General features: G+C 59.4%; 14 protein-coding genes, 1 tRNA gene and 1 pseudogene. 10 read left to right on the forward strand and 6 right to left on the reverse strand.

Going from position 1 to position 13566, the window contains the following annotated elements; all coding sequences use genetic code 11:
- Positions 1-11 precede the first annotated feature (11 nt).
- Positions 12-1361: a Ppx/GppA phosphatase family protein gene (locus B5V02_RS19770; RefSeq protein ID WP_111545806.1), complete on the reverse strand. Its 1350-nt coding sequence runs from the start codon at positions 1359-1361 to the stop codon at positions 12-14.
- Positions 1362-1739: 378 nt separating this feature from the next.
- On the opposite strand from B5V02_RS19770, the gene B5V02_RS19775 reads away from it, so the two are divergent.
- Positions 1740-2672 (forward strand): lysylphosphatidylglycerol synthase domain-containing protein, encoded by a 933-nt coding sequence (locus tag B5V02_RS19775; protein ID WP_111545807.1) that lies wholly within the window; start codon positions 1740-1742, stop codon positions 2670-2672.
- 174 nt (positions 2673-2846) lie between these two features.
- A tRNA-Gln gene (locus B5V02_RS19780) sits at positions 2847-2920 on the forward strand.
- A 161-nt stretch (positions 2921-3081) separates the two neighbouring features.
- Here the strand turns inward: B5V02_RS19780 and B5V02_RS19785 are convergent.
- On the reverse strand, positions 3082-3909 hold the full coding sequence (locus tag B5V02_RS19785) for a hypothetical protein (RefSeq protein ID WP_111545808.1): 828 nt from the start codon (positions 3907-3909) through the stop codon (positions 3082-3084).
- Positions 3910-4643: 734 nt separating this feature from the next.
- Between B5V02_RS19785 and B5V02_RS19795 the strand changes: the two genes are divergently transcribed.
- A complete protein-coding gene (locus B5V02_RS19795; RefSeq protein WP_146606106.1) occupies positions 4644-5084 on the forward strand; it encodes a hypothetical protein in 441 nt (146 codons plus the stop codon).
- Positions 5085-5092: 8 nt separating this feature from the next.
- Here the strand turns inward: B5V02_RS19795 and B5V02_RS41695 are convergent, their stop codons facing one another.
- Positions 5093-5428, reverse strand: a complete 336-nt coding sequence (locus B5V02_RS41695; protein WP_245446033.1) for a hypothetical protein — start codon at positions 5426-5428, stop codon at positions 5093-5095.
- 639 nt (positions 5429-6067) lie between these two features.
- Positions 6068-6328 (reverse strand): hypothetical protein, encoded by a 261-nt coding sequence (locus B5V02_RS19805; RefSeq protein ID WP_111545811.1) that lies wholly within the window; start codon positions 6326-6328, stop codon positions 6068-6070.
- Positions 6329-6676: 348 nt separating this feature from the next.
- On the opposite strand from B5V02_RS19805, the gene B5V02_RS19810 reads away from it, so the two are divergent.
- Positions 6677-6847 carry a Flp family type IVb pilin gene (locus tag B5V02_RS19810; RefSeq protein WP_111545812.1) on the forward strand — a complete coding sequence of 57 codons (171 nt, stop codon included), beginning with the start codon at positions 6677-6679 and terminating at the stop codon, positions 6845-6847.
- Positions 6848-6994: 147 nt separating this feature from the next.
- On the opposite strand, the gene B5V02_RS19815 is transcribed toward B5V02_RS19810, so the two are convergent.
- A complete protein-coding gene (locus B5V02_RS19815; protein ID WP_111545813.1) occupies positions 6995-7216 on the reverse strand; it encodes a DUF768 domain-containing protein in 222 nt (73 codons plus the stop codon).
- A gap of 769 nt (positions 7217-7985) precedes the next feature.
- On the opposite strand from B5V02_RS19815, the gene B5V02_RS19825 reads away from it, so the two are divergent.
- The 6 genes and pseudogenes from B5V02_RS19825 (at position 7986) to B5V02_RS19845 (ending at position 12804) form a co-directional block, all read left to right on the forward strand.
- On the forward strand, positions 7986-9173 hold the full coding sequence (locus tag B5V02_RS19825; RefSeq protein WP_146606107.1) for a hypothetical protein: 1188 nt from the start codon (positions 7986-7988) through the stop codon (positions 9171-9173).
- 57 nt (positions 9174-9230) lie between these two features.
- A pseudogene (locus tag B5V02_RS42915) lies at positions 9231-9341 on the forward strand (sunset domain-containing protein); the annotation flags it as partial.
- Positions 9338-9691 (forward strand): hypothetical protein, encoded by a 354-nt coding sequence (locus B5V02_RS19830; protein ID WP_146606108.1) that lies wholly within the window; start codon positions 9338-9340, stop codon positions 9689-9691. The pseudogene B5V02_RS42915 and the gene B5V02_RS19830, both read left to right, overlap by 4 nt.
- Positions 9692-10062: 371 nt before the next feature.
- Complete coding sequence (locus tag B5V02_RS19835) at positions 10063-10533, forward strand: nucleoside deaminase (protein WP_111545816.1); 471 nt, start codon at positions 10063-10065, stop codon at positions 10531-10533.
- Positions 10534-10809: 276 nt separating this feature from the next.
- The gene (locus B5V02_RS19840; RefSeq protein WP_111545817.1) at positions 10810-12489 is read left to right on the forward strand and encodes a hypothetical protein; all 1680 of its coding nucleotides are present in this window, start codon (positions 10810-10812) and stop codon (positions 12487-12489) included.
- A 39-nt stretch (positions 12490-12528) separates the two neighbouring features.
- Positions 12529-12804, forward strand: a complete 276-nt coding sequence (locus B5V02_RS19845) for a hypothetical protein (protein ID WP_167458569.1) — start codon at positions 12529-12531, stop codon at positions 12802-12804.
- A gap of 18 nt (positions 12805-12822) precedes the next feature.
- Here B5V02_RS19845 and B5V02_RS19850 read toward each other — a convergent pair whose 3' ends face one another.
- Positions 12823-13509: a D-lyxose/D-mannose family sugar isomerase gene (locus B5V02_RS19850; RefSeq protein WP_111545913.1), complete on the reverse strand. Its 687-nt coding sequence runs from the start codon at positions 13507-13509 to the stop codon at positions 12823-12825.
- Positions 13510-13566 lie beyond the last annotated feature (57 nt).

The following is a 13566-nucleotide window of genomic DNA, read 5'->3' on the forward strand; positions in this document are numbered from 1 at the left end:
ACTCTTCGGGATCATGATCTGCCACGCCCATCGTTGCGCCAGACGCCGTCATCGGCCATCAGTTCGCTCAATATGCCCTCGCGCAGGCCACGGTCGGCGACGCGCAGCCGCTCCGACGGCCATACCGCGCGGATCGCTTCGAGGATAGCACAGCCGGCCAGCACCAGATCGGCGCGATCGGCGCCGATGCACGGGTTGGCGCAGCGCTGCTGGAAATCCCAGCCGACCAGTTTTTCGACCATGCGGTCGACGCTGTCGCGGTCCATCCACAGGCCGTCGACCCGCCGGCGATCATAGCGTTCGAGGTCAAGGTGGACGCCGGCCAGCGTCGTCACCGTGCCCGACGTGCCGAGCAGATGGAAATTCGGGCTGGCCTTCAGATGGCTCAACCGGTCACGGCCGTCGAAGCTGGCCAACCGGCGGGCGACGTCGTCGACCATGGCGGCAAAGATCTCGCGTGTCACGGTGCGGCCGCCGAAACGCTCTGCCAGCGAGACGACGCCGACCGGCAGCGACGTCCACGATACGATATGATGGGCGAGCTGCGGCGAACGGCGGCCGGCGAGGTCGATCAGCGCGATTTCGGACGAACCACCGCCAATGTCGAACAGGACGACGCCTTGCGTGTCGCGCTCGACCAGCGAACCGCAGCCGGAAACCGCCAGCCGCGCTTCTGTCTGACGATCGATGATCTCGAGCTTCAGGCCCGCCTCGCGCTCGACGCGATCGAGGAATTCGACGCCGTTTTCAGCCGAGCGGCAGGCTTCGGTGGCGATCAGCCGGGCTTTTCTGATCTTGCGGTTGCGCAATTTGTCGCCGCAGATCTTCAGCGCCTCGACGGCGCGGTCCATCGCCGGCTGGCTGAGCCGGCCATTGGCGGTGAGCCCCTCGCCCAGCCTGACGATGCGCGAAAAGGCATCGATGACGCGGAACTGGCCATGCCGCGTCGGCACGGCAACCAGCAGCCGGCAATTGTTGGTGCCGAGGTCGAGTGCCGCAAACACCGGAAGCTCCTGCAGCGGCGGCCGACGGGCGCCCTGTTCGTGCCGCGCCGGCGCAACGGCGGGCAGGACCACGGAATCGGGCAGCCTGGTCGCTTCTGGCGCCGAAGTGGCGTTGCCGGGCACAGGCAATCGATTCTCTGAGGGATGCGCCTCGTCGCGCGCAAAAACCTTGCGCCCGCGCCTTCGCTTGCGCCGCTTCTTGGGCTTGCCCTTCTGGTTATGGGATGCGTCGCCCGCCTGCCCATTGGCGGAGCGGGACTCCGTCGGGCGGCGTTGCCGCCACGAGCCAGCGGGCCCTGGGGAAGCGCTGGACGCGCCCACCTCCGGCGCGCCGGCGCCGGTGTCGCGGTCTTCCACTGTCGTTCCTTCCAGCGCCGCGCGAACCGATGACGGACGCAGCAGGCGCTTTGACGTGTTTTAAGTTGCCGCCAGACTAACAGTGCCGCGCCCGATCACCAAGAGCCGCATGCTGAATTTTGCCGGCTGGGCGCGCCAACCGCCTTTCCGGCCGCGCTGCGTAATGTACCCGTAAGCCTGGATTGGTAGGCGCAACACCGGCTGGCGTCCCGTTTGGCCGCCGTCGACGCAGACAAATCTGCCGGCTGCCGCTACGCAAAGCGTTCGCGGTTGAATAGCCGGCTTCAATGAGGCATTTCTGAAATGAGCGGAAGAATCCGGCGCGACCGGCCTCTCGACAGAAAAGGAAGCGGATCCGCAACGCATGGCAGTCAGGCAATGAACTGGAGACGCTATTTCTGGCCGGTCATCGGCATTGCGGCTGTGATTTTCTCATTGCTGCTGCTCTGGCACGAACTGCGCGGCATCTCGCTCGACGACGTCTGGGACGGCATTGCAGCGATTCCAGCTCGCGACTGGATCCTTGCCGCGCTGTGTTCGGTCGTCGCCTACGCCTCGCTCGCCGGCTACGACCACATCGCGCTCTTGCATATCGGCAAAAAAGTGTCGTGGCTGTTCGTCACGCTCTGCTCTTTCACCACCTATGCGCTGTCGCACAACATCGGCGGCTCGGTGTTCTCCGGCGCCGTCATCCGCTACCGCGCCTATGGCACCAGGGGCCTGACCGGTCAGGATGTCGGCGTGCTGGTGGCGATCTGCTGGATCACCTTCGTGCTGTCGACGATCCTCGCCTCCGGCCTCGTATTGGTCTTCGAGCCTGAGATCCTCGACCGATTTTCCGGCATTGCCCATCACGGCTTGTCGGAAGCGGCGGGGATTGTGATGCTGCTGCTCGTCGCCGCCTACATCTTCGGCAGCTGGCTGCATCTGCGCCCGCTGAAGATCGCCAGCTTCCAGCTGCACTATCCGGCGCTGCCGATCGTCGCGCGACAATTGCTGATCGGCCCGATCGAGCTGCTGGCGGCAACCGCGATCATCTTCTTCGCCCTGCCCGTGGCCCACAATCCCGGTTATTTCGTCGTTCTCGGCGTCTTCCTCGTCTCGTTCTCGATCGCGCAGATCTCGCATGCCCCGGGTGGGCTCGGCGTGTTCGAGGTCGTGTTCCTGGCGGGGCTGTCCGACATGGATCCGGTCGGCGTGCTGGCGGCCCTGCTGGTGTTTCGGTTGTTCTACCTGATCATCCCGCTGTTGCTCGGCCTGGGTATCGTGCTGTTCTTCGAACGATCGCAGTTCAGCCGCAGCGAGAGTTGAAGCGCAGGTTTGGACTCCAGACCGGCGCGCGAAGCCTGAACATGACATCTGAAACCGGCTGACGAAACCTGCCATTGAACCGCTCAGCAGGCTTGACTATTTTCCGCTGGCGGCTACAAGGCAGCGCTCAAGCGGCTTGGCCGCTCGGCCTGCGCGGTTCATGACCACGCCTGCTGGGGAATAGGTTAACGGTAGACCCACGGACTCTGACTCCGTTAGTCCTGGTTCGAATCCAGGTTCCCCAGCCAAGCAATTTCAAGCACTTAGCTGCCAAAATCGCGAAAAACTATGTTGCTAGCCTCGAAATGCGTAGCAACATAAGCCCTTGATTTGTAAGGCGTGGTAACGGGCGGAGGCTGCGAATAGCAACATGCTTAGCAACATGGCTGCGGCAACATGCGCGCGAGGCTTACTTCCCCCTCAACGCCAACCTATATCGGTAAGGGTTCGCCGGATCGATTTCGGCTTGTGGAATTAGGGCAATGGTCATCATTGGAGGGAGGCGACTTTGATAGCCCTCCAAGATTACCCTCTCGCCAAAGTCTAGAAGGAAATTCTCCCACCCAACCAGCTTTTCCTCTACGTCCACAAAAGCCTCGGTGACGACGATTGTGCGGCGCCAACGGGGCGCCAGAACTCTGCCATGCTCGATTGTGAAATTTTTGATCTCAAGATTGCCTGATTTGGAATTGGGGTCGTTGGAGTGCTCGGCGGCATTTCGCCACTTAATGACTTCGCCCACGTGAGCGTCGGCAAATGTGAGGAGATTTGTGATTCCCGCATCCTTGCCCAAGGTGCTCTCCGCCCACACCACTGCTTGGGCAACCTTCGTCTTGCCGCCTTCAATTTTTGTCCACAATGAGCCAGCGTCAGGCTTGAAGGCCGTCGTCTTGAACAGTCGGAGGATTAGGCCGGCGACGGAATGCAGGTATTGTTTTGCAGATAGCAGAAACGCCTGTGCATCAGTTTCGAGGCCAATGGCATAAGGGATCGCGTTTATCCCCTTCCCTCGGTCGGCAATCGCCTTTTCTTGTCCGGCCGTGACACTGGCCTGAACCCTCAGGCGGGCCTGGTGACATTCCATCAAAGCCTGCTGGCACCGCCAAATCTCGCCGAACACTTCCTCTTCGTCGTCTGTAGCGCTGAACCTCAAGGCCGACGCCTGTGATGTCAGGCGCGCAACTATTGGTTCGCTGGTCCCGTAATTCGCGACTTGCTGGAACGTAAAGGGGCTCATGGTTGCCTAGAGGCCTAAGATGCCCCTGAGTCTGGCTACGGCTTTGTCATGACCGCGAGCCAAGAAGTCATCTATCTCGATTTGCTTTGAGCCTTCCCGTTTGTCGAATCCTCTAACGGCGACGTGATCCCATTCGTGCTCGACGTAACGGGTGCCGTCTGCCTCCTCGACCAAATACCACCAGTCCTCGTATTGGCCGAGGTGCCCCTTCTCAAGTTTATATAGCAAGGTTCTTGGCAATTCCGTCTCCGAGTCCCTTCGATCCTCTTGCGATCATAGACGAAGCATTGACGAGAAAAACCCCGCCGAAGCGGGGCTTTGTCGTTTTGTCTGTGATTAGGTCTTGCCCGCCGCTACCGCACCGCGGCCGGACACAGCCCCGTATCACGCAGTAGGCAATCCCCACACGGCAAGCTACCCGGTACGACGTCGACTAAAAAATCCGCCAGGACCATTCTATCCCGGCAAGGATCCACATTCATAAAGGACCGCACGCCGTACACCTCGCGCCCTTTGGTGGTCCTAACCCGCCCCATTACTAGCGACGGCATAGATTGGTCTTTGTGTGAGGGCAGGATGTCATCGAGTTAGACCCTGGCACCGACGATCCGAAGAAGCTACGGGCCATAGACGAGTATCGGGCCAAGAAGGTGGAAGAATTTGCGGCCAAGAAAGCCCGTTGACTTCCTTTACCGTCACAGGTCTGCTGACAGGGATTTGTGAGGGGGGCTTACTTGAACGCTGTTCTAAAGGGATTGGTTGCCCTAGCTTGCTGCGTGGTGATCGCTGGCGGCTCTTTCTGGAGTGTCAACAAGTTTTTCGCCATGCGTAAGGCAGAAGCACCCGGGGTCAATCTTTTCGCCGATGGCTCCTACAGCAATCTCGATGAAGACGACATTACGCTCCTCACGAAAGCCGTCACGAGAGACTTCTTCGATCCTGACTCCGCTAAATTCTATGCGGTCAACTACAGCGAAAAGGACAAAATCAGGAATAAGGCGACGATTTGCGGCTACGTGAACGGCAAAAATAGGATGGGTGGGTACATTGGCATCCAGCCATTTTTTTACGATCGAGAGCAGGGCACCGTGACCATGCTACCGGTTGAACTTAAAGACACCGCAGCCGATACGTTCCTGCAGCTGGTTGAGGCCTTAGGATGCCCGCGTCCGTAGGATAAACACTACCGCCTCTTCACCTTCGGCGTGAGCTCCTCGATCCGCACCTTGTCGCCGATCTCCTTCGCCGTCGCCAAGGCCTTCGCCTTGTCCTTTGTAGTCAGTACGGTGCGCCATTGCGGCTTCTCGAACAAGCTAACGACGTAGGTAGGGGGCTGTTCGGCCGCGTGTTGCCTGACATCACCTTTCAAACCCTGCGCAGCTTTAATCACGGCCTTGCGGCTGTTACCGTGTTTTACGATCAACTCCCAAGCCAGGTCCGGAGTCAAACCGTTCTCCGAGGCGAAATATTCGACCTCATGGTCGTGAATAGCATCCTGCCTGCGCTTATCGCCGGCCATTTGAGCCTCCGCTCTGCCCTGTTTGAGCTACGAGCGCCAGTTTGGCAGCCTAATGCTACCGTGGTGCAGGGGATGCTTGGGTGAAGCGAGCCGCACCGGCCATTGCGGGTCAGTCTTTTTGGGATCGTCCCCCGCATTGCCAAAGCTAAATGCATATTAGCAATAGCTCAATTAAGACTGAAGTCCCTAAGTCCCCCGACCAAAGGTCGGCTTCCAGTCGCGATTGCTCTTCGCCTGGATGCCTTCGTAGTCGGGAATGACTGTGAAAACACCGGCCGGCGTTCACGGCCCGCCGACTGACCGGCATCTATCAAATGTGATTAGCCAAACCGAACCGAAAGTGTACAGGGGAGAATGCCTCCTACCAGAACCCTGCTGGAGTACACCATCATCGCTGCGCTGATCGGGGCGACAATATGGATCGGCTTTATCTAACTGGTCAGAGATACCAACGCTCTGACATCTGGTCCTGGCATGTCGTCACTAATTTAGCATTCTCTTGACTACCGTTCCGCTTTAGAATGCGGCGATGATCTCGGAGCGAAAGAAGACAGTGATCGTGGTTGCCATTATCGTCGCCACGGCTGCCTTTTTTGGTGTCTTGGTCTCGATCATTGTACAGCTATCGACCGCCCCGACTTAAGCGCTTGGACGCGCGACCCAGCCGTAGGGGGGCCGTACCGGACCCGTCCCGAACCATTGAATGAACGGCGCATCCTTGCCGGTGATGTCTTTGACCGTCTTCAACAGCGCTTCGTGGGTACGCTGGAGCGCCCGGTAATGCTCGCTGCTAGGCGATAGAAGCGGCTGGACGATGCTCTTGTGAAGGCGTTCCGCCTCCGTCAGAAAACGGTCGATTTCAGCCTGTGAAAGCTGCTTGGAAAGTTTGGTTCTGGCCATAGGCGATCTCCGTTGAAGGGGTCGCCGCAACGGGAGGATTATATTCCCAAGTGCTTCCTGCTTGGCAAGAGCCTACGCGATCACACCATGTCCTTTCGAGGTAGATTAGCCGATTTGTATATGCGGCGAGCCCCAAATCAATGGGACCGCCAGGTCGGCGTCTGTTCAGGCAATTCTCCCCCAAAGGAGAGGACGCCGGCCCCAACCTTGCGGAGACAGCGAGCTCGCAGCGACGAGCTGCAAAGGTCGCTCGTCCGGCGTCGACCGGTTAAAAACCAACCATGTTTGTTTACCCGCTAGAAATTAGCTGTCGCTAATCTTCGATCAAACAGTCGGGGCTTGAAAAAAATGCAACTGGTAGCGAAATTTCTGCGTGACGAATCCGGCGCAACAGCCATCGAGTATGGTTTGATCGCGACGCTCATTGCTTTGGCAATTATCGTTGGAGCGGGCGCGTTAGGCAACGCGCTCAATGCCCAGTTCACGACGGTTGGCACTACCGTAAACAGCGCTTCATAAGGAAGTCGTTGCTGCGCCACGGTCGAGAAGCTGACAGGCCGAGAGACTGCTGGATCAGTCCCGTTCGGCCCCGTCCGGGCGATCTCCGTTAAAGGGGGTCGGCGCAACGAAGGATTATATTCCTTTTACGGATCTCGCTGGCAAGGGCTATTCGGGCAAGCCTGGCTCATGATGCACGATTGCATCGAGGATTGTGCGGTAGAGGCTGTCGACCTCTTCATCGATCTCTTCCCGCCTGATCCCAATGGACTTTGCATCTGCGAACAATTTGTGGGTGAGCTCATCAACGGAAATGACATCCGCCTTCGTCGTCTCAGGGATGTTGTTACTCAGCCATTGATCTAGGAAGTTGACTCCGTGTGTGCTCATCGTGCCATAAGCTCGATCGTGGGTTTAAGTTCCGCGCTCGCCTTGGCTCCTCTTGGCTAGGGGCGCTCCTGCCTCAACCGCGCTGTTTGCACTGAGGAAGAAATCGATGCTCGCTAAGAGAACCGCGATTGCTCTGCTTTCTTGCCTGGCCATTTCGGGCTGCGGTATGGCCAAAGCCGCAAGGGAAACCGGGCAGACGTTCGACAAGTATGGATGCCTTGCTCGTGACTTCAAAGGCCAGCCCCCCTGCGAACCTGACAATGCCGCAGCGCCCTGACGGGGGGGAGGCAGAGCACGGGCCAACGTGGTGTGCCCGGTAATGTTTGCAGCACGATCAAGCTCGGACCATCAGGCCCTTTTTCAGTGCGGCGCATCGCCCGCAAGCAGATATCGAAAGCCGTTCGGTATCTCCAGCGAACGCGGGCGAGAATGGCACGGATGTCGAGTAAAGCCCCCTGAAAGAATGATGGCCACCCGCACTTAGCCTTAATTGAGTGACTGCTGACGTGGATGTAAATTCACTGGCGCGGGACCTCCCGCAGTGGCCGGTGCAAGCTTAAAATCCGGCACCCGCCGTCGACTGCGGATGTACCAGCGACGGCGGGAGCAGGCGTTGGCCCTTACTCTTCCCTGAAATCCTGCAGCGAGGCATGCCGCAAGGCTTCCTCGCCCCGCAGGTGCTTAACGCGGCCGATCAGCCTCGGCTTGACCCATTGCGTCGCCGGCCGCTTCATGCCCTTCGGCGCCGTCCCTGCGAGGGTCTGGACGCGTGACGCCGGCACGCTTACGCATGGAATGCCCCGCAACATCGAATTTGATTCAATATCGCACGGTCGTTTCCGTTCCGTTAGCTGTTGCTGAAATGCCGAGCCAAAAAGCGAAGCCTCGGCATCTGCTCTCGGTCATCTTTGCGTTGATCAGATTGGAACTTCGCCATTTACTGAACTCGACTCGCTTTGCATTCGATGGTTTGTTTGCTTGTCAGACGAGCCATGGAGAGAACGCAGACATGAGCCCCTCCAACAACGAAGAAGCGATTCAAAGGGATGATAAGTGGCTACTTTCCACCATCTTTAAGATCAGCGACCCTGACGATCTGACACCATTCTTACAGAGCTTCTGCAATGCACTGCCGGAACGACCACTAATCACGGAAATTAGTGAAGCTGAAGCTTTACTCAACACACAAGGCAATAAAGTGAAGACCTACTGCCTTAAAACCGCGATTGGCCTGTTGCGAGCAATTAAGACAACAAAAGGTAGATTGGCTTTCCTGAAAACTGCCCATGCATGCATTCCAATCGAGTTGGAGCGCACCATGGAACATATCGGGTACTCAGAGTACGCCGGCACTGTTGGAACCGAGATGCTTCGAGAAATATCGAAGCCAAAACCGATTCATTTTCACGCAAGGTTCACCCACCCGAGTATGGGGCTCGAGGAGCCTGAAGGTTGTTGCTTTCTGTTTCGACTAGAAGATCAATCCGAGCTCTTTCTGATAATATCTGAGAGCGGCACTATCCTTACGGAACCCGAACCGCCATTTCAAATCATTGCCGAAAAGTCAAAAGAGGACACAGAAAAAGCACTGGCGGATTTTCACGCGAGAAATCGCGAAGAACTCGATCCGAGGCGCGCTTTGGCTACCGTGGGAGAGGCAGTGCCGGTTTACACGCGCAAAGACTACCCTCTTATCCGGGAGCTTCCTGGCGCCGACGATATGCCAGCGACTTGGGAAGAGTGGCGCGTAAATTTAGAAGAGCGAGCGAAGGAGCGTGGGTTTGCCCGCTACAACGTGCGAATTAGACCCGACCTGTTCAAAGCATGGCTGGACGCCAATTCGCTTTTGGCGTCAGACCTTTCAAGGAAACGCTACGCCCAGAATCTGTATGATGATGGGCTAGAGGCTCGACTAAATGCCTTAGAACAGGAGAGGGTTGCCCAGGATATTGCTTAGAAGAGAACGGGCTTAAAATAAACCGCCACCTCCTCGGTGAGAGAGAGGGGCGTTGGTCCCCGCCAGAGATATTATTCACAGACGATCATCAGACCGGAGTTCGGCGAGCGGTGGTTCTGCAGCGAGGCTGAGGCGATGGCGGCCGGTTGGCGGAGGGCGAGACGGTGACCGCGACCGGAGAGAGGCCGCCGCCTCCGGTTGTTCCGGTCTTCACGCCAGAGGATTACCCCCTTATCCTTCAGCTTCCCGGCACCGACGATTTGCCCTCGACTTGGGCTGAGTATCACAGGATTTACGATGCGAAGCATATGGAGAGCTTGGAGGGGCTCAGCTACGTTCCCATGGTCATCAAACCTGATTTGTTCAAAGCTTGGTTGGACACCAATTCGCAGGTGGCTTCGGAACACTCCACACAGCTCTTCGCCCAAGAGCTGCTTGATGCGCGCAACGCGAAATATGAGGCTCGCCGAGAGGACGAACGTGCCCGACGGTTGAAAACCTATAGCCCTGATCGATGAAAAGCCCGCCACGGGAGCGACCTGCGGCGGGCTTTCGGAGCGGCTACATCCCTGGGGAATCGACCACTTGTAATTGTATTGTAAACTGCGTGATCGCATTAGCCTATGGTGTGATCGCGGAAGCTTATCTTCGGGCTCGGCTTCGGCGATTGCCTTGCCTTCCCGATTAGTTTCTTTGTGCGGCGTTTGATTTTCAAAGTGGTGACCTTCCACTTTGAAATCTTCGCTGCGCCAGCCGCCTCCTCGCCCACCGACCTTGGAGCAGGTGGAGGCTCAAGCGACGGTTGCTCTTGCCAATCGCGTCCCTTGGCAGCAATCTCGGCTCAAACAGCCGCTCATCGGGTGGATGTCGGCGTGATGGGATTTTTGCCATGACCCGCGATCAGATGCTCGCCCACCTCCGCGCCGCCGGTGAAGTCGCGCGCGAGGCGGCGGCGCATGGGCACCATCCCTTCGGCGCCGTCCTGGTCGGGCCCGACGACCGCATCCTCATGCGCCAAGGCAATATCGACACGCTGCATCACGCCGAGACCGAGCTCGCCCGGCGCGCCGCGGCAGCCTATCCGGCGGATTTCCTGTGGACCTGCACGCTGGTCTCGACCGGCGAGCCCTGTGCCATGTGCACCGGGACGCTCTATTGGGCGAATATCGGCCGCTTGGTCTATGGTTTCGAGGAGGCGAAGCTCCTCGCCGAGACCGGCGACCACGCCGAGAACCCAACCATGAGCCTCGCGGCGCGGACGGTCCTCGGCTCCGGCCAGAAGCCAATCGAGGTCGTTGGCCCCGTCCCCGAGATCGAGGACGAGCTCCTCGCCCCGCACCGCACTTTCTGGAAGCGCTGACGCGGTGGCCGAGGGCTGCCAGTCCGTAGGCGGTTTCCGCAAGCACCACTGCGGCTCCCGATAGCCCCAATGTTCGATGCCGACGAGATCAGATCCGTCGAACCAGCACGCGACATTCAACTTTGCGAAGTGAAGCTAACGAGTTGGCAAGGCAACTGGTCCCGCCCAACGGTGCTGCCTTGGTGTTGCCATACGCGCCCATCCCGCACACATTGATAGCAACCTTTCCGGTTAGAGCCCCCCGGCCAGCCGCCAAGCACGCCTGCACGAGAACCCATGGACCACTTCAACCTCGGCACCTACCGTCGCCCCATTTCCACCCTGTCAGCTGAAACCCAGCGCTGGTTCGATATCGGGCTCAACTGGTGCTACGGCTTCAATCATGAGGAAGGCATCAAGTGTTTCGAGAAGGCACTCGAAACGAACCCAGATTGCCCAATGGTGCATTGGGGCATCGCCTATGCCGCTGGGCCTTTCTACAATCTGACCTGGAAGGAGCATGGCGAGGCCGAGGCCGACAGCGCGACGAAGCGTTGTTTCGAGCATGTCCGGCTGGCGCGCGCCAATGCGGCTTCCGCCAGCGAGGTCGAAAGGCGGTTGATCGAGGCACTCGCCAGCCGCTTCCAGAAGCCGCATCGGGTAACACTGCCGGAATTCGAGCAGTGGGATGACGCCTACGCCGCCGCGATGCGGCGGGTCTACCAGGACTTTCCCGACGACCATGACGTGATGGCGCTGCTGGTCGAGGCGCTGATGATGCGCACGGTGCGGCGCCTGTGGAACCTCAAGACCGGCGCGCCGGCAGCGAATTCGGACGTGATCGAGGCGCTCGAAATTTGCGAGCGGTCGATCCGGCTTGCCGACGAGGCCGGCATTGCACAGCATCCGGCGATCGTCCATCTGCATATCCATCTGCTGGAAATGTCCACCATGCCTGAACGCGGCATGCGCTCGGCGGACCTGCTCGGCAAAATGTGTCCCGATGCCGGGCACATGAACCACATGCCGGGGCACATCTATGTGCTGTGCGGTGAATACGAGAAGGCGAAGCTTGCCAGCGAGAAGGCGGTTCGCGCCAACGACCTCTATCTCGCCTATGCCGACGAGCCGACCTACTACCTGCTCGGCTGCTGCCACGACCTGCATCTGATGATGTTCACCTGCATGTTGCTCGGCCAGTCCAGGCCCGCCCTGTGGGCCGCCGACAAGGTGCGCAGCCTGGTGACGCGCGACGTGGTCAGCCTTCCCGACCGGCCAAAGCTTACCCAGACGGTGGAAGGCTACCACGCCATGAAATCGCATGTTGAGGTGCGCTTCGGCTGCTGGCGGGAGATCATCGACGAGCCGGTGACCGAAGAGCCCGGCCTCTATGTGCTGACAGCCGCCATGCAGCACTACGCCAAGGGTGTGGCGCATGCGACGCTGAGGAATTTTGTCCAGGCGGAGCGCGAGCGCGAAAAATTCCACCGGCATCTGGAAGGCATTGCGCCCGAGCGGCGTTTCCTCAGCAACCCGACCCGGGCGTCGCTGGCTGTCGGCGCGGCTCTCCTCGATGGTGAGCTTGCCTATCACCAGGGCCGACATGACGAAGCCTATGGCCATCTGCGGCAGGCGGTCGAGCTTGACGACACTCTGTCCTACACCGAGCCGTGGGCGTGGATGCATCCGCCGCGCCATGCGCTGGCGGCGCTGCTTCTCGACCAAGGCCACGCGCAAGAGGCCGAACAGGTCTACCGCGACGATCTGGGCTTGAGCGGCAAGGTGCAGCGCTGCGCCCAGCATCCGAACAATGTCTGGGCGCTGCACGGGCTGGTGGAATGCCTGAAGCGGCGCGGCGAGACCGAAGAACTGCCGGCGCTGCAAGCACGCCTCGCCGTGGCGCTCGCCAAGGCAGACGTGCCGATCAGCTCGTCCTGCTTGTGTCGTACGAGCGTGCAGCATGGCTGCTGCCACTGAGGACAAATATGCACGGAAGCGCTCGAAAAAGAGGCCACCATGAACACGTCGCTATCCGAACTCGAACTTCAGGAGATGGAGGCCCGAGCCGCTGCGGCGCAGGCCGGGCCATGGAAATCACGGGTCGAAGGCCGGGACTTTCTAGGCGGATCGAATTTCATTCAAACCGGCGAAGGAAAGGATCGAGGCGAAGACATCGAACTTAGCGGCGCTACCGTCGCGGACCAGGATTTCATGGCCGCCGCGCGCCGGGATGTTCCTCGCCTCATCGCGGAAGTGCGCAGACTGCGCACGCTTCTCAATCGGACAAACTAGAAGGCGCCCGAGCCTTCTTCAGCCCAGCCACTTCTCATAGTCGGACACCAGCAGGTGCACCGGGGCGACGTCCTCGTCGATGTTGGAGAAACGGCCGATCGGTTCGCGAAACACATTGTCGGTGAGATCGTCATTGACCGTCGACACTTCGCCGATCAGCACATCCTTGCCCTCGGCCCAGAAGGCGTGCCAGACGCCGGGCAGCAGCGTGACGCTCTGGCCCGGGTCGAGCTTCAGGAGCCCGCCTGCCGGCAGCCTGTGGATGGTTCCGTCGACAGGCACCGAGACTTCGGCCTTGGGATCGATACCACCGTCGCGATCGTGCATGAACAGTTCCAGCACCAGCTTGCCGCCACCACGGTTGATGATGTCCTCGGCCTTGATGTTGTGGCGGTGCATCGGCGACAGCTGGTCCTTGCGCGAGATCATGATCTTCTCGGCATAGAGCATGCCCATGCCCTTCTTCATGTCCTCGTAGCGACCGTTGCGAACGGTGAACAGGAACAGGCCGAGCTCCTTGAACTTCTCCTGGCCGTAGTCGGTGATGTCCCAGCCGAGCCGCGAGCTGAACACGGCCGAGGAGTCGACCTGGCGCGCCTTCGCCTCCTCAGGCGACCAATAGGCGAAGGGCGGCATGATGTAGCCGAACGAGCGGATGAAAGCGTCGGCTTCGCGGATGATGTCGTTGATGGCAGAGCGTTTCATGGTCATGGTCCTTCGTGTCGACTTTTCTAGCGCGGTTCACCGTTTCACGGAAACGCT

This window comes from Mesorhizobium kowhaii (genome assembly GCF_003253745.1).
Classification (GTDB): domain Bacteria; phylum Pseudomonadota; class Alphaproteobacteria; order Rhizobiales; family Rhizobiaceae; genus Mesorhizobium; species Mesorhizobium kowhaii.